The 18,414-nt window shown below is 72.2% G+C and carries 16 protein-coding genes; 8 read left to right on the top strand and 8 right to left on the bottom strand.

The annotated features are described in order from the left end of the window. Nucleotides 1–3: 3 nt before the first annotated feature. Both WA762_RS04235 and WA762_RS04240 read right to left on the bottom strand, forming a co-directional pair. Complete coding sequence (locus tag WA762_RS04235; RefSeq protein ID WP_335932985.1) at nucleotides 4–858, bottom strand: MlaE family ABC transporter permease; 855 nt, start codon at nucleotides 856–858, stop codon at nucleotides 4–6. Continuing rightward, entirely contained in the window at nucleotides 855–1,841 is a 987-nt protein-coding gene (locus WA762_RS04240) for an ABC transporter ATP-binding protein (protein WP_335932986.1), read from the bottom strand. Before WA762_RS04240 ends, WA762_RS04235 begins: the two co-directional genes overlap by 4 nt. 939 nt (nucleotides 1,842–2,780) lie before the next feature. Here WA762_RS04240 and WA762_RS04245 point away from each other — a divergent pair. Then, nucleotides 2,781–3,713 (top strand): hypothetical protein, encoded by a 933-nt coding sequence (locus tag WA762_RS04245; RefSeq protein WP_335932987.1) that lies wholly within the window; start codon nucleotides 2,781–2,783, stop codon nucleotides 3,711–3,713. 193 nt (nucleotides 3,714–3,906) lie between these two features. On the opposite strand, the gene WA762_RS04250 is transcribed toward WA762_RS04245, so the two are convergent. Beyond that, nucleotides 3,907–5,424 carry a DUF6801 domain-containing protein gene (locus tag WA762_RS04250; RefSeq protein ID WP_335932988.1) on the bottom strand — a complete coding sequence of 506 codons (1,518 nt, stop codon included), beginning with the start codon at nucleotides 5,422–5,424 and terminating at the stop codon, nucleotides 3,907–3,909. 185 nt (nucleotides 5,425–5,609) lie between these two features. Further along, nucleotides 5,610–6,218, bottom strand: a complete 609-nt coding sequence (locus WA762_RS04255) for a hypothetical protein (RefSeq protein WP_335932990.1) — start codon at nucleotides 6,216–6,218, stop codon at nucleotides 5,610–5,612. 1,006 nt (nucleotides 6,219–7,224) lie between these two features. Here WA762_RS04255 and WA762_RS04260 point away from each other — a divergent pair. Further along, nucleotides 7,225–8,520, top strand: coding sequence for a PucR-like N-terminal domain-containing protein (locus WA762_RS04260; protein WP_335932992.1), 1,296 nt, complete (start codon nucleotides 7,225–7,227; stop codon nucleotides 8,518–8,520). 144 nt (nucleotides 8,521–8,664) lie between these two features. Next, on the top strand, nucleotides 8,665–8,928 hold the full coding sequence (locus WA762_RS04265) for a hypothetical protein (protein ID WP_335932993.1): 264 nt from the start codon (nucleotides 8,665–8,667) through the stop codon (nucleotides 8,926–8,928). Nucleotides 8,929–9,060: 132 nt separating this feature from the next. Here the strand turns inward: WA762_RS04265 and WA762_RS04270 are convergent, their stop codons facing one another. The 4 genes from WA762_RS04270 to WA762_RS04285 all read right to left on the bottom strand — a co-directional run bounded on the left by WA762_RS04270 (nucleotide 9,061) and on the right by WA762_RS04285 (nucleotide 11,682). Continuing rightward, nucleotides 9,061–9,501, bottom strand: coding sequence for a YchJ family protein (locus tag WA762_RS04270; protein ID WP_335932994.1), 441 nt, complete (start codon nucleotides 9,499–9,501; stop codon nucleotides 9,061–9,063). Nucleotides 9,502–9,604: 103 nt separating this feature from the next. Then, nucleotides 9,605–10,414: an SAM-dependent methyltransferase gene (locus WA762_RS04275; protein ID WP_335932996.1), complete on the bottom strand. Its 810-nt coding sequence runs from the start codon at nucleotides 10,412–10,414 to the stop codon at nucleotides 9,605–9,607. Between the two features lie 171 nt (nucleotides 10,415–10,585). Further along, nucleotides 10,586–10,822: a DUF397 domain-containing protein gene (locus WA762_RS04280; RefSeq protein ID WP_335932997.1), complete on the bottom strand. Its 237-nt coding sequence runs from the start codon at nucleotides 10,820–10,822 to the stop codon at nucleotides 10,586–10,588. After that, nucleotides 10,822–11,682, bottom strand: a complete 861-nt coding sequence (locus tag WA762_RS04285; RefSeq protein WP_335932999.1) for a helix-turn-helix domain-containing protein — start codon at nucleotides 11,680–11,682, stop codon at nucleotides 10,822–10,824. Before WA762_RS04285 ends, WA762_RS04280 begins: the two co-directional genes overlap by 1 nt. 205 nt (nucleotides 11,683–11,887) lie before the next feature. Between WA762_RS04285 and WA762_RS04290 the strand changes: the two genes are divergently transcribed. The 5 genes from WA762_RS04290 to WA762_RS04310 all read left to right on the top strand — a co-directional run. Then, nucleotides 11,888–12,346 (top strand): ATP-binding protein, encoded by a 459-nt coding sequence (locus WA762_RS04290; protein ID WP_335933001.1) that lies wholly within the window; start codon nucleotides 11,888–11,890, stop codon nucleotides 12,344–12,346. Continuing rightward, nucleotides 12,340–12,780 (top strand): hypothetical protein, encoded by a 441-nt coding sequence (locus tag WA762_RS04295; protein ID WP_335933002.1) that lies wholly within the window; start codon nucleotides 12,340–12,342, stop codon nucleotides 12,778–12,780. The genes WA762_RS04290 and WA762_RS04295 overlap by 7 nt, the downstream gene beginning before the upstream one ends. A 182-nt stretch (nucleotides 12,781–12,962) precedes the next feature. Continuing rightward, nucleotides 12,963–16,574, top strand: a complete 3,612-nt coding sequence (locus WA762_RS04300) for a DUF4132 domain-containing protein (RefSeq protein WP_335933004.1) — start codon at nucleotides 12,963–12,965, stop codon at nucleotides 16,572–16,574. Continuing rightward, nucleotides 16,571–17,710 (top strand): ATP-binding protein, encoded by a 1,140-nt coding sequence (locus tag WA762_RS04305; RefSeq protein ID WP_335933006.1) that lies wholly within the window; start codon nucleotides 16,571–16,573, stop codon nucleotides 17,708–17,710. Before WA762_RS04300 ends, WA762_RS04305 begins: the two co-directional genes overlap by 4 nt. After that, on the top strand, nucleotides 17,710–18,414 hold a 705-nt coding region (locus WA762_RS04310; RefSeq protein ID WP_335933009.1), incomplete at its 3' end, for a DUF5682 family protein. The genes WA762_RS04305 and WA762_RS04310, both read left to right, overlap by 1 nt.

Genomic DNA, 18,414 nt, shown 5'->3' on the forward strand with positions numbered 1-18,414 from the left:
CTCTCAGCTCCCCTTCGCGGGGACGATCTGGAGATAGATCGCCGTGAGGATCATGTTCACGAAGAACAGCAGCATGAAGGTGATGACGACGGACTGGTTGACCGCGTCGCCGACGCCCTTGGGGCCGCCGCGCGGGTTCAGTCCGCGGTGGGCGGCGACGATGCCCGCGATGAAGCCGAAGATCAGCGCCTTGATCTCGCTGATGTAGAGGTCGGGCAGCTGGGCGAGGGCGGAGAAGCTGGCGAGGTACGCGCCGGGCGTGCCGTGCTGCATGATCACGTTGAAGAAGTAGCCGCCGAGGGTGCCGACGACGGAGACCAGCCCGTTGAGCAGCACGGCCACGCCCATGGTGGCCAGCACTCTGGGGACGACGAGGCGCTGGACGGGCGAGACGCCCATGACCTCCATCGCGTCCAGTTCCTCGCGGATCTTCCGGGAGCCGAGGTCGGCGCAGATCGCGGAGCCGCCCGCGCCGGAGATGAGCAGCGCCACGATGAGGGGGCTGGCCTGCTGGATCACGGCGAGGACGCTGGCGCCGCCGGTGAAGGACTGGGCGCCGAGCTGCTGGGTGAGCGAGCCGACCTGGAGGGCGATGACCGCGCCGAACGGGATGGAGACGAGGGCGGCGGGCAGGATGGTGACGCTGGCGATGAACCAGAACTGCTCGACGAACTCCCGTAGCTGGAAGGGCCTCCGGAAGACCGAACGGCACACGGACAGGGCGAGCGCGAACAGCTTCCCGGTCTCGCGCAGCGGCGCGAGCAGCCGGGTCGGCGGCCGGGGCGCCGGTTCCCGGTCCTGCGGTGCGGCGTCGGCGGCGGGCGGTCCGGGGGGCCGCACCGGAATCTCGGAGGTCATGGTCTGGCACCGCCGGCGGCCGGGGCGTAGCTGTTCGTGATGGCGGTCCGGGCGGCCTCGGGGAGCCGGTCCAGCATGCCGAGGACCCGCTCGCGGCGGCGCAGGGCGGCCTGGCGGACCGGCATCCCGGGCGAGGGCTCCAGCTGGGGCACGACGGTGCGCGGGCCGGGGGCGGTTCCGGCGCCGGCGTTCAGCCGCTCGGCGGCGAGAGCGGCCGCGTCCTTCTCCTCGGACATGCCGATGGGGCCCTCCCGGCGCCCGGCGAGGAACTGGGAGACGACCGGCTCGTCGCTGGTGAGCAGCACCTCGCGCGGGCCGAAGGTCACGAGGTTGCGGCGGAACAGCATCCCCATGTTGTCGGGGACCGTGGCGGCGATGTCGAGGTTGTGGGTGACGATCAGCATCGTGGCGTCGATCTGCGCGTTCAGGTCGATGAGGAGCTGGGAGAGGTAGGCGGTGCGCACCGGGTCGAGCCCGGAGTCCGGCTCGTCGCAGAGGATGATCTGCGGGTCGAGCACGAGCGCGCGGGCCAGTCCGGCGCGCTTGCGCATTCCCCCGGAGATCTCGCCGGGCAGTTTGTCCTCGGAACCCAGCAGTCCGACGATGTCGATCCGTTCCATGACGATGCGCCGGATCTCGGATTCCTTTTTCCGGGTGTGCTCGCGCAGGGGAAAGGCGATGTTGTCGAACAGTGACATCGAGCCGAAGAGCGCTCCGTCCTGGAACATGAGCCCGAAGAGTTTGCGGGTCTCCATGATGTCCCGCTCCGGGCTGTTCACCATGTCGACGCCGTTGATGAGAACACGTCCCCGTTCCGGTTTCAGCAGTCCGATGACGGACTTGAGGAAAACCGTCTTTCCGGTGCCGGACGGGCCGAGCATGACGCTTACTTCACCGGCGGGCAAGGTGAGCGACACGTCCTGCCAGATGTTCTGCTTGCCGAAAGACTTGGTGAGGCCCTCGACGACTACTTCGATTCCCATCCCACCTCCTGCGTGCACTCACGAAGTGACAGAAGTGCACCGAGGGGCGCACGTTAAGTTCACCGGGACCGCCAGGACAAGCCCTTGAACAGCCATTTCTCGGAGAGCCCGGCCTTTTGTCACGCGATGACAAACTCCCGCGTACGGTTTGTCGGCCGATGCGCAACCGGGCGGCGGCCGCGGGCGCGTCCGACGCGTCCCGCCGGGCCGCGGGGGCGAGGCGGGAGCATGCCCCCGCGCGCCGCCCCCACCGGGCGCGGGCCGGAGGTCTTCCGGCCGGAGGCTCCCGCGCGCGCAGGTCACGACGAGGTCTCCTTTTCCCGGGGCGGCAACCACCGGGCTCCGCGGCCGAGTTGCTCAGGGAGGGACGTTACGGCCGGGTAACCTGACCGGGCAATAGCGGTTCTCCAAGTTTTCGCGCGCCCGGGCCGGGCCGGGGCGTTCTGCGCGGGAATTGAGCAGAGGGCCGGGGAAACCTGTCATTCGATGACAACTTCCCGCCGTGTCCGGGAAAACGGCCCGACGCTCCCGCGCGGCGGGCCGGCGGCGGCCGGACCGGGGAAAACGGACGCCCGGCGGGGATTCTCCCCGGTCGGCCGTTCCAGTGATGGCCGGTTCCGTCGCCACGGGATGCGCACCGGATGACAAGTCGTCCGCGGACCGCACTCATCCAGGGACGAGAAGTCGCCATCGCGACGACAATGTCGAACGACGGGATTGTGCGGGGTGTTTCCCGCCAGTAACCTCACGGCTCGGTGAAAGGGAGTCCGATCCGGCATGGTTCGCCGGGACTCCGGCACCCGTGCCGCACGCCGATGACCTGTGCGCCCGAAAAACCCTGCCCGAAAAGGCGCCCATTTCGCTGCGTCACAGGCAGACCGAACAACTCCGCCTACTCGGCCGCCCGGTGGCGGCTGCCTGGAGAATAAAGGGGACGACATGAGATCTGGTTCGAGACGGGCGCGCCTGGGGCTGCTGGCCTCCTTCACCGCGCTCGCCGCCTTCGCGTCCGTGGGATCGGCCGCCGCCGCCACACAACTCAACGGCGACTGGGCCCCGTTCACCCGGTGTCCGGTGGACGCGCCGGCCATGCTGGCCGCCGACGGGCTGAACGACACCGCGGTCTGCGTCTCCTCGCACTCGGCGAGCGGCTCCATCAAGCTCGGCAACACCACCGTGCCGGTGGGCGCCAGCGACCTCCAGGTCGGTGTGATCACGCACCCGGGCGGGGGGTCGACGGTGGTCTCGCCCCCCGGCGGCGCTCTGGTGGCCGACTCCGCGCAGATCCCCGGCGGACTGCTCGGCCTGATGTGCCCCAACGGCGTCCCGGTGATCAGCGCCATCTGCGACCAGATCACCAACAGCACGCTCAACCGGGTCACCGCCACCATCGAGTCGGTCGGCAACCCCAGCGACTTCCAGCTCCTGGCCGGTGTCACCACCGGCAAGCCGATCATCACGCTCCCGGTGCGGATCCATCTGGAGAACCCGTTCCTCGGTGACGGCTGCTACATCGGTTCCGCGTCGAACCCGATCCTGCTCCACCCGCAGAACCTGACCCGGCCCACCCCCGGGACCCAGCAGTTCGACGGCGACGGCACGCCCAACGCGGCGGGCCCCATGGGCCGCATCAGCCTGCTCGGCGCCGATCAGACGGACACCTCCTACTCGGTGCCGGGGGCCGGCGGCTGCGGGCTCGGCCTGCTCGACTGGGCGGTGAACCTGAAGACCGGGCTCCCCTCCGCCTCGGGCAAGAACAACGTGGTGCTCAACAACGCCCAGACCTATGTGGCCACGATCAACGACCCCAGCGGCGCCGCCCCGGACGCGGGCAAGCTGATGTCCCAGTACTGGCACTCGGCGGCCCGGTAACCGGCCGGGGGACCGCACGACGGACGGGGCCACCCGAGGGGGAGGGTGGCCCCGTCCGCATGTCCTCGCCGCCTCCGCCCGGCGAACGCGCCGCCCGGCGGCCGGACGCGGGCGGCGGCCGGACGCGGCCTGGGGCGGCGCGGGCCGGGGCGGCGCGGCCTGGGGCGGCGCGGGCGGCGGCTGACGGCCGGCGTCAGCCCTCGGGGGTCTCCCGGCCCGGCAGCGCGGGCACGGTGGGCGGGCAGAAGGTGCTGCTGTCCGAGGGGACGCAGGTCATGCCCTGGTTCATCGCGACGACGTTCCCCGGTCCCGAGATGGCCGCCGTGAACAGGTTGTCCAGGTCCTCGCCGCCGGTTCCGCAGCCGGAGAACGGCGGGATGTCGACCTCGCCGTTCATGGGCCCGCCGCCGAAGACGTTGACGTACTTCGGGAAGTCCCCGCTCAGCACCACCTTGTACGGCTTCGAGGTGCGGCAGTTCGGCCCCACGTCCAGAGGGGTTCCGTTGACCTCGACGTCGTGCAGGCGGAGCGACTGGGTGAAGGAGGCCGTGGCGAAGTAGGTCTTGCTCGTGCCCATGCCGATGTTTCCGGTCGAGATCGTGAGCGGTCCGTTCTCGAACGCCACCTTCGCGGACACGGGCTGGAAGCCGAACGTGAGGAAGGTGGAATCGGCGTCCGGCAGGCTCAGGTTGCCGAGCGAGTCGAGCCGGAGGTAGTAGCCGCCCTCGGCGTTGGCCGCGCGCTGGCCCCGGTGCACGTTCGCCAGGACGCTGATCAGTCCGGGCTTCTTGGCGGGGTCGTTGACGATCATCGCGCCGTTCAGCTTGTACACGTTGGCCAGGCCGACCGCGTAGGCGCAGCCGAACGTCCCGCCGCCGGGGATGTCGACCTCCATGACGTCGGCCCCGGGCGGCGGCTTCGGCGCGTCGCTCCAGTCCGCGGTTCCGGTGGGTGGGTCGACGGGGCACGGGTCCTCGTCGTCGGCCGCCGCGCGCGGCTCCACCGCGATGCCGTCACGGGCGCCGGAGGCCGTGTCCTCGTTCCCGGGTCCGTCGTCGCCCGGGCTCTTCGACGGCCAGGGGTCGGCGGCGCCGTCCGACACGGGCACGGTCGCCAGCGGCGCGCTTGCGTCCTCGCCGGGTTCGCAGGTCACCGTCGCGGCGGCGGATCCGGGCTGCTGGGCGGTGTCGGCGGCGGGGCGCACTCCGAGCGTGAGGCGGCCTGCGGTGAAGGTGGTGTCGCCCGCGGCCGGCAGGGTGACCGACGGGACGGGGCCGGTGTGGACGAGCTCCGTCCCTCCCTCGGCGGGGACCTCGGTCCCTGGGGCGGAGAGGTTCATCCACCGGGCGGTGGCGGACCGGCCCTTCTGCCGGATCTCCACGTCGAGTTCCGCGGTGCTCACCACCGCCTCGGCGCCGGGCGGCAGGAGCTTCTCCAGCTCCGCCCGCGAGAGCCGTACGCCGACCGTCACCGGTCCGGGCTCCAGCGGCGTCCCGGCGACGCCGGACGCCGGGAGGGCCGTGGTGACCTCGACGGCGACCCGCTCGGTCCCGCCGGGCAGCGCGCAGTCGTAGTCGAGGGTCGCCGGTCCGCCGCCCTCCTCCGCGGCGGATCCGGATCCGGACAGCATTCCCGCGAGGAGCGCGGCGGTCGCGACCGAGGCCAGCCGCACCGATCGTCCGCCGCCGGTCACCGTTGTCTTCACCTTCATACTGGCGCTGTCCTCCCTTGGTACGGGTATGGGGAAACGGCCGCGGCCGGCGGGTCCGGCGCGGCCCCCTGGCGCCGGACCCGCCGGGCGGGCCGTCAACGGCCGCTCGGGGCGGCGGCGGACCTGGGTCCGCCCGCCACCCCGAGCCGGTTGTGATCCGGGCTGTCCCCGCCCGGGCCGCCGCGTCAGGACGTGGCGGTGATCTTCTGCTTCGGGCTCACCACGTACTCGGCGTTGAAGCTGGCCACGTCGCCGTTGCTGATCAGGCCGAGGCAGCTGGCGTTGGACGCCTTCAGGTCGCTTCCGGTGCCGTCGATGACGAGGGAGCCCTTGGTGTTGTCGTAGTGCCCGTACACCTTGCCCTTGAAGTCCGCGTTGCAGCCGACGCCGGAGATGTGCGCCGAGATGTCGCTGACGGTGCCGTCGACCCAGTCCGTGTGCGTGGCGTTGGGCTGGAGGACGTTGAGCTTCCAGGGAGTCGCGGCCATGGAGACGGTGAAGGAGATGCCGCCCACGTCGCAGCCGGTGAAGGTGATTTTGTTGATGCTGCCGATGCCGACGCCGTCGGCGCTGCTCGCCTGGAGCGTCCCGGCCGTCACGGAGGAGGAGTCGCAGACGAGCTGGACGAGGGGCACGTCCAGGGTCGGCAGGGTGGCCTTGGCGGTGAATGCGCCGCCCGGGCTGACCGTCCAGGAATGCGACGTGGCGGTGGCCGAGGCCGACGACACGGTCATGCCGATGGCCGCGCCGAGGGCTGCGGTGACGAATGCGGCTCTGCGTGCAAGGGTGTTCACGGTTCCATTTCCCTTCAGAAGGCGTGACCCATGCGGAGAACCCGTCCCGCCGGAATGGCTGGAACTCCGATGGGGGCACAGGACAGAGAAGTGGCAGTCCAACCTGACCGACTGCGAGACCACTTGCGTTCGGCGAAGACGCTACGGTCGGGTAACGTTGCTTCGCAACAGTCACGCCGAAGAATCTCCCGCAGCGCGAATCCCGGTCGGTGATTTGTCGTACGCCGAGTGCCGGTCCCCGAAATCTTGTCCACAAGTGAGTACGGACGGCGCCCCGAGGCCGGCCCCGCCGCCGCTCGTCGGCCCCGCCCGGGGAGGGTTTCACGGCGGCCCGCACTGTCGCGAGTCCGTCCGTTATCGCGTCGCGGCCGCTTCCCGAAGGGACGTTCCCCCTCGCCCGCCGAGCGCGGGAGACCCCCGTCTCCCCGGGGCGCAACAGGGGATTCGGCCGGATCGGCCGACGGTCCCGCCTCGCGCTCGGCCGTATTCCCGGCAGGGGCTGCGGGCCGCGACACCTCGCGAAAGGGATCGTTCCTCAAGGGCCGGAGAGGCGAGTGCCGACGCCGTTCCCCGGCCCTTTCCGCCGGGCGCCGGACGGAACCGCGCCGTCCGGAGAAAGCCTTCGCGCCGCAATCGCGTTCCGCCGCCCTCTTGACTCACCGGCGGCGAGGCGGTCCACTTGTCCACCCGTCGACGGCCGTATCGCATTCCCTCATGTGAGGGCGGTACATATTCTCCGGGAAACCCCGGGAATTCCTGTCACGGAACGACAACCCGGTTCCACCCTCTTACCGGATGAAACGGAATCCGCGAGTCCGGGATTCGCGGCACTCCGCGTCCGCAGCCGCGGTAGGTGCCCCCTACATCTCGTCCTGTCGTGCCTGTGTGCACGGGCGCGCGCGTGGACTATCTTCAGCAGCCCACGTTGGTACGCACCTGACGGCTTGGGAGCGCTCCTCCCACGGCCCACCCCCCACTCGGGCGCCGGAGAGCAAGGGACACAGGAATGCCGGGAGTTGCACAGCCCTCGGAACTCGGAGAGCCGCTCGGACCCCTGCCACAGGAGTTCGCCGCGATCGTGCGTCCCGAGATACCCAGTCTGATCAAGGAGATAGGACTGGAGGTCACCCGGGCCTATCCCGTGTACGCGCGACTGCTCGACGGCCCGTACGGACAGGGCATCCGGGTCGGGGTGGAGCAGACCATCTCCGTCTTCGTGGACCAGGTCGCCGAGCCGACCGCCCCCTCCACCCTGCGCGACGAGATGTGCCGGAGGTTCGGCCGGTACGAGGCGTACGAGGGCCGCACCCTGGACCAGTTGCACGGCGCGTACCGGCTGGGCGCGCGGATCGCGCTGCGCCGGGCCAAGAAGATCGGCCGGCGCTACAACCTCTCCCCCACGATGATGCTCGCCTTCGCCGACGCCCTGTTCACCTACGTCGACGAGCTGGAGGCCCTCTCCCGCGAGGGCTATCTGGAGGTCCGCGCGGCCTCGGCCGACCACATGGGCACGCTCCGGCGCCGGCTGCTGCATCTGCTGCTCGCCGGGCGGCCGGTGCCGCGCACGGCCATCGCCGAACTGTGCGAGCAGACCGGCTGGACCATGCCCGACCAGGTGACGCTCGTGGCCGTGCGCCCGCCGGCGGATCCGGGCGGAGCGGGCGCCGACCGGGACGTCCTCGTCGACTTCACCGACCCCCAGCCGCACTTACTCGTCCCCGGGCCGCTCGACGACGCGCGAAGACGCATGCTCGAACGGGCGCTCCGGGGCCACCACGCCGCCGTCGGTCTGACCGTCCCCGCCGTCAACGCCTCCGACTCGATCCGCTGGGCCCGTCGCGTGCTCGAACTCGTCGACGCGGGCGTGATCGAGGACGGGCCGATCGTCCTTAGCGAGGACCATCTGATCACCCTCTGGCTGCTGTCCGACACGGCTCTCCTCGACCAGCTGGCACGACGCGAGCTGGCCCCGCTCGCCGGGATCAGCCCCAACCGGCGCGAGCGGCTGATCGAGACCCTGCGGATCTGGCTCGACACCCGCGGCACCGCGGCCCAGATGGGCGAACTGCTCGATGTGCACCCGCAGACGGTCCGCTACCGGATGCGCAATCTGGAGTCCATCTTCGGCGAGCAGCTCGTCGACCCCGAATCCCGGTTCTCGACCGAGGCGGTGCTGCGCGCGCTCCAACTGCAACCGCGCGCCGGAGACGACGGCGTCCCGCCCGAACCGCCGGCCGAACGGGCCGGAGCCGGATCACGTGGCGCACGGCAGGTCAACTTACCCTGGAGTAAGGCGAAATAGCCGGTCAGTCCCAAACGGTTGCCACACGGAGACGTTCTCAAGGAGAAACCCGGAACTGTGTGCCGTACACATGGAGGGGTCGGCCGCCCGCCCGGCGGCCGAGCCCGGAACCGTCTCCTGGCCGATCACCGAGAGGGAACCCCCATGACCGCCCCGTACCCGCTCTTCCCCGTGCCGATCCCGGACCGGGTCGCCGCGCTGATCGGCTCCTGCATCCCCCCGCACATCCTGCGGGCGGAGTTCGACGCCGCGTGCGCCGCACGGGAGGTGCGCCGGTTCCGCGGCCCCCTGCTCTGCACCGAGGACCAGGCCGACCGCGAACAGGCGCTCGCGGAGCTGGCGCGCGCCAACAAGATCCTCGCCGCCCATCACCCGCGGCTGCCGGTGCGCCCCGGCAGCGCGTGGTGACCCGCCCGCCCGACGCGCGGGCGGGCGCTCCGGCGGGAATTGCGCCCGGCCCCCCGCACAACGGGCGCCCCGGGGCCCCGGTCGGGCCGGGCGTCCGTCGGCGCGTGCCCGCGCGGGCGGGCCGGACGGCTCTCAGAAATCCGCGGCCACGTACACCCAGGCGCCGTCGAGACGGGTGAAGCGGCTCTTCTCGTGGAGCGCGTCCGGTTGCCCGCCGACGGTGCAGTGCGCCCGGAAGGTGACCGTGCCCGTGGTGTGGAAGGCGCTGCCGCCGGTCGTCTCCAGGACCTCCAGGCGGTCCCACCGCATCGTGGGATCGAAGTCGACGGCGGGCGGCCGGGTGTCCGGGTGCCAGGTGCGGAGCAGATACGCCTCGTCCCGGACGACGAACGCGCTGTACCGGGAACGCATCAGCGCCTCGCAGGTGGACGCGGCGGCCCCGGCGTGCAGACGGCCGCAGCAGTCGGCGTAGGCGCCGGGCAGGCCGCAGGGGCACGTCGACGGGCCGGTGATCGCGGAAGGCCGCTCCGCGCGGGCGGCGGACCGCCTCGGTCGTGTGGTGCGTCGTGACATGCCCCCATTGTCTCCCCCCGGGCCTGTTCCCCGGGCCGGGGCGGCCGTCGTCCTCCACGCCCCGGACAAGCCGCGGGACGGTCGGAACGCGTCGCCGGGGCGGTCAGGGCTTGCGGGCCACCCCGGCGTAGCCCGGGATCGGCTCGTCGCCGGGGACGTCGACGGGCTCGCCCAGCTCCGGACGCCAGTCGGCGGAGAGCGAGACGCCCGGTTCGACGAGTTCGAGGTCGTCGAAGAACGCGGTGAACTCGGCGCGCGTGCGCAGCCGCAGCGTCATGCCGCGGGCCCGGTACACGGCGGACGCCTCCTCCGCCCCGTCGGGGTCGAAGTCCCCGGTGGTCTGCGACAGGACCAGGAAACTGCCCGGGGGCAGCCGTCCGACCAGTCGGTCGACGAGGCCGGTCGCCTCGTCCTCGTCGTCCAGGAAGTGCAGCAGGGCCAGCATCGACAGCGCGATGGGCCGGTCGAAGTCGAGGATCCGGGCGGCCTCTTCGAGGATGAGTTCCGGCTCGCGGGCATCGGCCTGGAGGTACTCGGTGGCGCCCTCGGGGGTGGACCGCAGCAGGGCGGCCGCGTGCGCGAGGACGATCGGGTCGTTGTCGCAGTAGACGACGCGCGCCTCCGGGGCGACCCGCTGGGCTATCTGATGGAGGTTGGGCTCGGTGGGGATGCCGGTGCCGATGTCGAGGAACTGCCGGACGCCGTTCTCGGCCAGCCACCGGGTGGCCCGGTGCATGAAGGCCCGGTTGACCCGCGCCATGTCGCGTCCCCGGGGTTGCAGGGCCAGCAACTGCCGGGCCATCTGTTCGTCGACCGGGTAGTTGTCCTTGCCGCCGAGAAACCAGTCGTACATCCGCGCGGGATGCGGACGGCTGGTGTCGATCTCCGCGGCTCGGGGGTCGTACCCGGTCATACGCGCTCCAGGGGTCCTTGGGTCGGCGGACAGCAGCAGTGTGGGACAGGGACGGGCGGCGACGCCGGGTGTTCGGAAAGAAAGCCGTCCGGTCTGCTGCGGGGTCCTCCGTTCGGATCGGAAGGGTCGGGGCGGTCACGCCGGCCGGGCCGGACCGGCCGGATCGGGGCGTCAGGTCAGGAGGAAGTCCGCCTGACCCGACTTCGCCCCCTGGATGAAGGCGGCGATCTCGTGGTGCGAGTAGATCAGGGCGGGGCCGTCCGGATCGGCGGACTGGCGGACGGCGACCCTGCCGTCGGACAGCTTCATGGCTTCGACGCAGTTGCCTCCGTTCCCGCCGCTCCACGGCTTGTGCCAGCCCTCGGCGCCGAGCTCGGCGGCGGGCATGCCGTTGTATATGGGATCCATCACAGCTCCTTGCGGAAATCCCGGAGGATCTCCTTCGTGCGTTGTGCAGTCGCGGCCTGAGCCGCCATGCGGTCCATGACTTCGAGGTAGGAGGCCACCTCGGCGCGCGCGTCGAAGTAGACCGCGCCGGTCAGGTACTCGCTGTAAACCATGTCGGGGAGTTCGGGGACCCCGAATCGGAAGAGGACGAAGGGGCCGTAGGTGCCCGGGTGGTGACCGGTCGAGAACTCCGCGATCTGCAGGGTCACATGCGGCATCTCGGTCGCCTCGAGGAGCCGGTCGATCTGCCCGCGCATCGCGTCGGCGCCGCCGACCGGGCGGCGCAGCACCGTCTCGTCCATCACCACCCACAGCTTCGGGGCGTCCGGTCCCTGGAGCAGGGACTGCCGCCGCATCCGCAGCGCGACATGGCGCTCGATGTCCTCGGGCCTGGTCTGGCCGACGGCCCCCGTGCGCAGCACCGAACGCGCGTAGTCCTCGGTCTGGAGCAGACCGGGCACGAAGTGCGGCTCGTACATGCGCAGAAGGCTGGCGGCGCCCTCCAGGCTGACGTACATGCTGAACCAGTCGGGCAGCACGTCGTGGTAGCGCTGCCACCATCCGGGCTTGTTGGCCTCCTCGGCGAGACCGACGAAGGCCTCGACCTCGTCGTCCGGGATCCCGTACGCCTGCAGCAGCATCTGGACGTAGGGGATCTTCAGAGCGACCTCGGCGGTCTCCATCCTGCGTACCGTCGCGGGTGCGACCCGTAGCACCTTGGCAGCCTGGTCACGGCTCAGTCCGACCCGCTCCCGCAGATCCTGCAGGCGCTTGCCGAGAACGACCTGACCCACGGTCGGAGCGGACCGCGGTTCGCTCACTTCAGACCTCCCCATGCGCTGTTTGGCAGCAGTGTGCCATGCGCAGGACCCCGTGACACAGTCACTCTGAAATTTTCAGAGTGCCCCTTGCCAAGTGTTCCAGACAGGGGGAGAGTTGGTGCGTGAACCAATTCGCGTAGTCACGACCGTGCTCATTCGCGTGAGATCACGGAGTGTGACGCAGCCCCCACTGTGAGGAATGGTTGTGGCACCTGGCAGTGCGCTCATCCCCCGGCTCGTGGACCTCAGCCCCGGGACGGAAGCGCTCCGGTACTGCTTCGCGCTGCCGGCGCACCCCGAGTCCGTGGCCGGTGCGCGGCGGCTGGCCCGGGCCCGGCTCGACGCGTGGCGACTGGACGAGGTGGCGCACGAGGCCGCGGTCCTGATCGTCTCCGAGCTGGTCACCAACGCGGTGGTGCACACCATGAGCGCCCGTGTCGTGTGCGAGCTGCGCCGCCTGGACAGACGGCTCCGGATAGCCGTGCAGGACCAGGGGCACCAGCCCAGCGGGCCGAGGCTGTGCCGTACCGCCGACGACGAGCACGGACGCGGGCTGATGCTGGTCGACGCGATGAGCAGTGCCTGGGGTTCCCGCTACGCCCAGTTCGGCTCGGGCCGGATCGTCTGGGCCGAGCTGCCGCACGGCTCGGAGCCCTCGTGTTGAGGAACGCCATGTCCCATCTGCGCAAGACACGCCGCACCCACGAGGCCGGGGACCCGGCCGTCACGGGACCGGTGCGGCTTCCGCTGCCGTCCGCCTTCGCGGCGACCCTGGGGTGCGACGCCGTGGGCGTGCCGTCCCGGTACGGCTTCCGGCTGCTGTCCCACCTGCCGCGCGCCGGTTGCGTCTTCGCGGACGCCGACCAGTGGTGGTGGATCGTGCCCGCCGGCTCCGACCTGGATCTGGACTGGCCCGCGCAGGCCTCCTATGTGCGGGGCGCGCGGGTGCCGGCGGTGCGGCCCAGGCTGATCCACCAGCCCGACGGCGACACCCCGTACACCCCGCCCATCCCGCTCTTCCTGATGGTCTGCCAGGTCATGGGGGTCGCGCCGTCCTGGGCGCCGTCCGGCGACGCACGCGCGGTCTCCGCGCCCTGACGGAGCCTGACGCCCCCTCGCCCCAGGGGCCGGACCTCACCGCTCCTCTCCCCCGCTGACCTGCGCGTTCACCGCGCCGACGCCCCGTTCACGCTGCGTTGTCAGTGGCCCGTTCTACTGTGGCGCCACTGATCGAAAACCTGCCGGAGTGCGGGTGGTCCGGGAGTGAAGGGGGCGGAGCCGTGCGCCGCTGGGAGTATGTCGAGGGCACTGCGTCGAAGTTCTGGGAGACCGGGGCCGAGGGCGCCGTCGTGACGGTGCGTCACGGGCGGCGCGGGACCGACGGGATCACTCGGACGAAGGAGTACGCGTCGGCCGCGGCCGCGGCGGAGCAGGTCCGCCGCGCGATCGCGGAGAAGGAGAGGAAGGGCTACCGCGAGGTGGACCTTCCGGACGCGCCCGCGGCGACGGGGGACGCCCGGGAGGCCCCGGCCGCCGGGCCCCTGGTCCTCCCCGACGAGGACACCTTCACCCTGCCCTCCGACTGGAGGCGGGAGCTCCTTCCCCGGCGCGGCGGTATCCCCCGTGCGCGGGGCAGGACGTCGCGAGAGGACCTGGAGAGGGTCGACGCCGCGATCGTCGAGCACGCCTCCTGGATCCAGGAGTTCGTCGACTCCCCGGCCTCGGACGCCGCGTCGGCCGATCAGTTGCGGGCGTATCTCGCGGGAGACCCGGCGCCGACCGGCGCGGCCGCGCTGAGCACGATCGTCCCGCTGCCCCTGTCCTGCTCCGCCTGGGTGGACAGGTGGTGCGACCAGCACGGCCTGCCGTTCGCCGCGCGCGCCGCGGTCGAGGTGCTCCTGGTCGACGCCACCTGGGGATATCAGGGCAACAGCCGGACGACGCCCGCGCTGAAGACGCTCGACCGCCCGCATCCCCCGTTCCGGGCGCGGAGCGACCTGCTGGTGCTGAACCGGGTCCGTACGCTCCTCGCCGCGGCGGACGAGGAGACCTACCGCGCGGCGGTCGAGGCGCTGGCCGGCTGCCGTACCGACGCCGTGCGCAGGATCGTCGTCTCCTACCTGGCGCCGAGCGAGACGGCATGGGTCGACGAGCTGTGCGCCGATCCCGAGGTCACAGAGGAACACGACAGCGGCCTGCTGGCGATGGTGTTCAGCTCGCTGTACTCCGCCGACCAGCCGGCGTGCTTCTCCCGCCACCCCTCCTTCGCCCATGCCAAGGCGCTGCTCGCGACCACGGCCGAGGGAATCGGCACGGCCGTCGGGCCGCTGCTGGCCGCCGTGCTCGACGGCGGCCGGCAGTACGTCGACGCGGTGACGGACGCCGCCGAGGCCCTGGCCGAGATCCCCACCGACGAGGCGTTCCTCGCCCTGCTGTCGCACGCGGATCTGAAGCACGCCCGTCCGGCGCTCCTCGACGCCATGCGCCGCTACCCGGTGCGGGCCGCGCGGCTGCTGGCCGCCGAGTCCCGTCGTGCCGCGGGCTCGGGCGCGAGCGCCGACCGGACGCGCCAGTTGCTGCGGACCCATGTCGCGGCCCACCGCGAGCTGCTGGCCCTCGCGCTCGACGGTCTGGACGCCGAGGCGGCCGAGGTCGTGGGACCGCTGCTCGATCCCGCCGACCGGATCCCCGACGCCCCCGCGGACGTCCTCCCGGCGGTTCTGACGACGCCGCCGTGGTCCCGCCCCCGTGCCAGGGCCGAGGCCCTGGTGGTGACGGGTCTGACGGCAGAGGCCGCGCCCTCCGTCGCGTGGCTGCCCGGCGAGCGGGAGACCTGGGCGGCCTGCTCGTCCTGGTACACGACCAGGCGCGCCGACGGCCGGTGGCCGGGCCGGGACCAGGACGATCCCGCCCTTCGGCACGATCTGAACGAGGGCGGTCTCTCCTCGGCCTGGCTCTACGTCCACGGCCCGGAGGAGCTCGTCGCCCCGTATCTCGCCGACTGGGATCCGACGGACTTGTGGGACGCCGGGGACACGCTCAAGCCGATCGTCGCCCGATTCGGCGTCGCCGCGCTGCCGATGCTGCTGCGCGCGGCGCCCCGCCAGCCCGCCTCGCTCGCGCCGCTGCTGCTCCCGTTCGTCGACGTGCGGGTGGCCCGGCACATGGCGGACTGGGCGGTCCGCCTCAAGTCCGCCGCGGCGACGGCTCGCTCCTGGTTCGCCCGGCACGGCGCTGCCGCCGCCCCGCTCCTGGTGCCCGACGCCGTGGGCAGGGCCGGTGCGCCCCGGCGGGCCGCCGAGCAGGCGCTGCTCGTGACGGCCTCGCTGCACGGCGACGCGGTGGTGCGCGAGGCGGCCCGGGGGTTCGGCGCGAAGGCGCTGGCCGCGGTCGATGTGCTGCTGGCCGCGGATCCGCTGGAACGGGCGCTGCCCGCCAGGATGCCTGAGCTGCCGGCCTGGGCGGAGCCCGCGCTGCTGCCCCAGATCGTGGTCCGGTCCGGCGGCGCGCTGCCGGAGGGCTCGGTGCGCCACGCCCTGATGACGCTGGCGCTGTCGAAGCCCGGCGAGGTGTACCCGGGGGTCGCCGCGTTCGTCGAGACGGCCACGGCCGCCTCGCTCGCCGAATTCGCCTGGGCCCTGTTCGAGCAGTGGCAGATGGCCAACCTGCCCGCGAAGGAGTCGTGGGTGCTGCACGCCCTGGGACTGCTCGGCGACGACGAGACCGTGCGCAGGCTCACACCCGTCGTCCGGGCCTGGCCCGGTGACGGCGCCCATCACCGGGCCGTGGAGGGCCTGGACGTCCTGGCGACGATCGGCAGCGATGTCGCGCTGCTGCATCTGCACGGGATCGCGCAGCGGGTGAGGTTCAAGGGGCTGAAGGCCCGGGCCCAGGAGAAGATCGCCGAGGTCGCCGCCGGTCTGGGGCTGACCGGCGATCAGCTCTCCGACCGCCTGGTGCCGGACCTGGGCCTGGACGCGGACGGTTCGACCGTCGTCGACTACGGCACGCGCAGGTTCACGGTCGGCTTCGACGAGCAGCTGCGGCCGTATGTGCTGGACGAGGACGGCAAGCGCCGCAAGGACCTGCCCAAGCCCGGGGCCCGGGACGACGCGGAGCTCGCCCCGGCGGAACGCAAGCGGTTCATGGCGATCAAGAAGGACGTCCGGACGATCGCGTCGGACCAGGTGCGCAGGCTGGAGAGCGCGATGGTGACCGGGCGCTCCTGGACGGCGCGGGAGTTCGCGGAGCTGTTCGTCGCCCATCCGCTGCTCTGGCATCTGGTGCGCCGCCTGGTGTGGCTGAGCGAGACGGACGACGGGGCGCGCGCCGCGTTCCGGGTCGCGGAGGACCGCACGTTCGCCGACGTGGAGGACGAGGTCTTCGAACTGGCCGAGGACGCGACGGTGCGGCTGGCGCACCCGGTCCTTCTGGGCGGCGAACTGGCCGCCTGGTCCGAGCTGTTCGCCGACTACGAGATCCTCCAGCCGTTCCCGCAGCTGGGCCGCGCCGTGCTCACGCTGTCCGACGGGGAGCGCGAGGGCTACCGGCTCCCCCGGTTCGAGGGGCTGAAGGTGCCGACCGGGAAGGTCCTCGGCCTGGAGCGGCGCGGCTGGGAACGCGGGGAGCCGCAGGACGCCGGGGTGGAGCGCTGGATCTCCAAGCGGCTGGGCGACGACCGCTGTCTGGTGATCGCCCTGGACGGCGGCATCGCGGCCGGAGCGGTCGACGTGTTCCCCGAGCAGATCCTGGAGACGGTGTGGCTCGACGTCCGGCCCCAGGACCACTGGTCCTCGCATGAGCACCCGCTCCGCTTCTCCTCGCTGGACCCGGTCACGGTGTCCGAGCTCCTCGTCGACCTGACCGAGCTCACCGAGGGCGCCGCGTCATGACCGTAGGGAACGAACCGCGGCGCGCCGGGGAGCCGGACGGCGCGACGGGGCCGGTGCAGCGGCCCCCGGCCGAGGTGCGGTACGCGGACGAGCTCGCCGCGCTGCGGGCGGACGACCGCGGGCCCCGGCCGCCCGGCTGGGCGCTGAGCCTGCGCGCGGCGCGCCGCTTCGTCGTCGGTGACCCGGAGTCGGGCATCGGCCGGAAGTTCGTCGGCAACCCCTCGCTCGTGGACCGCGCGCTGGTGACGCTGGCGACGAACCGCGGGCTGATGCTGGTCGGGGAGCCGGGCACCGCCAAGTCGCTGCTCTCCGAGCTGATCGCGGCCGCGGTCAGCGGGGACTCGACCCTGACGGTGCAGGGCGGCGCCGCCACCACCGAGGACCAGATCAAGTACGGCTGGAACTACGCGCTGCTGGTCGCGGAGGGGCCGTCCACCCGTTCGCTGGTGCCGGCGCCGATGCTGCGCGGCATGGCCGAGGGCAGGCTGGTGCGCTTCGAGGAGATCACCCGCTGCCCACTGGAGGTGCAGGACTCGCTGCTGTCGCTGCTCTCCGAACGCGTGGTGGCGATTCCCGAGCTGACCGGGCCGGACGGCATGGTCTTCGCCCGTCAGGGGTTCAACGTCATCGCGACGGCCAACACCCGGGACCGGGGCGTCAATGAGATGAGCGCGGCGCTCAAGCGCCGGTTCAACTTCGAGACCGTGTTCCCGATCCCGGACCTGGACACCGAACTGGCGCTCGTCGAGGCGGAGGCGACGGCTCTGCTGCGGCGTTCCGGGGTGGAGCCGCCGCCGGACCGGGACGTGCTGGAGGTCCTGGTGGCGACGTTCCGGGAGCTGCGTACCGGGGTCGGCGAGCAGGGCGGAACGGGGGTGGGGCCGGACCGCCCCTCGGCGGTGATGAGCACGGCGGAGGCCGTGTCGGTCGCCCATGCCGTGGGCGTGCGCGGCTGGTTCCTGCGCGGCGAGCCGGGCAGCGCCGCCGATGTGGTGGCGTGTCTGGCGGGGACGGCGGCCAAGGACAGCCCGGAGGACCTGGCCCGGCTGCGCCGCTATCTGGAGCAGGAGGTGCCGCACCGTCGCGGGCCGGCGTGGCGGGCCCTGTACGACGCGCGTCATCTGCTGGCCGGCTGATGTCCGCGGTGTTCCTGGGGGTGCGGCACCACTCCCCCGCCTGCGCGCGGCTCGTCGAGCGGACCGTCGAGGAGCTGCGCCCCGCCCATGTGCTCGTCGAGGGGCCCGCCGAGATGAACGGGCGCCTGGACGAGCTGCTGCTCGGGCACGAGCTGCCCGTCGCGGTGTTCGGCCACTACCGCGACGAGGACCGGGCGGCGACGTCCTGGGCCCCGCTGTGCGACTACTCGCCGGAGTGGGTCGCGCTGCGGGCGGGGCGGGCGGCCGGGGCGGAGGTGCGCTTCATCGATCTCCCGGCCTGGCACCCGGCGTTCGCGGAGCGCGCCAACCGGTACGCCGACGCCGAGGCCCGCTACGCGGAGGCGACGGACCGGCTGTGCCGGCGATTCGCGGTGGATTCGCCGGACGCGCTGTGGGACCGGCTGTTCGAGGTCGAGCCTGCGGACGGTCTCGCGGAGCGGCTCGACGCGTACTTCGCCCTGGTGCGCGGGGACGCGGAGGCCGACGCGGGCGACCGGGCGCGCGAGACGTACATGGCGGCGTGGGTGCGGGCGGCCGTCGCCGCGGCCGGGGACCGTCCGGTGCTGGTGGTGACGGGCGGTTTCCACCAGCCCGCGCTCCGGGCGCTCACCGGTCCGGAACGGCCGGCCGACAGCAGCGGCAACGGCAACAGCAGCGGCAGCGGCAGCGGCAGCGGCAGCGGC

The organism is Streptomyces tyrfis (assembly GCF_037034285.1).
Lineage (GTDB): Bacteria > Actinomycetota > Actinomycetes > Streptomycetales > Streptomycetaceae > Streptomyces.